This is a genomic window from Mesorhizobium sp. M4B.F.Ca.ET.089.01.1.1 (assembly GCF_004022605.1).
Taxonomy (GTDB): domain Bacteria; phylum Pseudomonadota; class Alphaproteobacteria; order Rhizobiales; family Rhizobiaceae; genus Mesorhizobium; species Mesorhizobium abyssinicae.
The window spans coordinates 1-526 of record NZ_RZOS01001295.1 but is presented as its reverse complement, the minus strand read 5'-3'; the positions used below and the strand labels follow the sequence as shown (position 1 = coordinate 526).

Annotated in this window: 1 pseudogene; it reads left to right on the top strand. The window is 62.2% G+C overall.

Annotated features, from left to right (window positions below):
- Positions 1 to 284: 284 nt before the first annotated feature.
- Positions 285 to 526, top strand: a pseudogene (locus EN780_RS37235) (IS630 family transposase); the annotation flags it as partial.

The window sequence follows — 526 nt, the reverse complement described above, 5'->3', positions numbered from 1 at the left end:
GCCGCTGACCATACTCTGGTCGGCTGCGATACGGGGAGTGCGACCGTCTTCTTCTTTGGCAGCGTATAGCTGCCGCGTTTCAGGTGGGTCGCGTCTCGCCGGGGCTACGCCTCGTGCAAGAGGCATTCTGGTGCGCGCCATTGTTGTGGCCCGACCGTATGTAAGGTGACGCAGTTGTAGCTGCGAGACACAGACGCCCCGGACCCTATCGTGCCAAGCAGGACCATCCGAAAAGCGGAGAAGCAAATGCAATAATCGCGTTGACAGTCGAACCCTCATGTAAGGATGAAGCCCGCATCGGCCAGAAGAACGGCATCGTGCGCAATGGGCAAGGCGCGGCACCCGACCCCGCCAGCCGGCCGATCAGCGCTACAAGAGTGCGTATCTGTTTGGCGCGATTTGCCCGGCGCGCGGCGCCGGGGCCGCTCTGGCTCTGCCCTTTGCCGACACCGAGGCCATGCAACGCCAGATCGACGAGATCAGTCGCCATGTTGAAAAGGGCGCACACGCTGTGCTCGTCATGGAT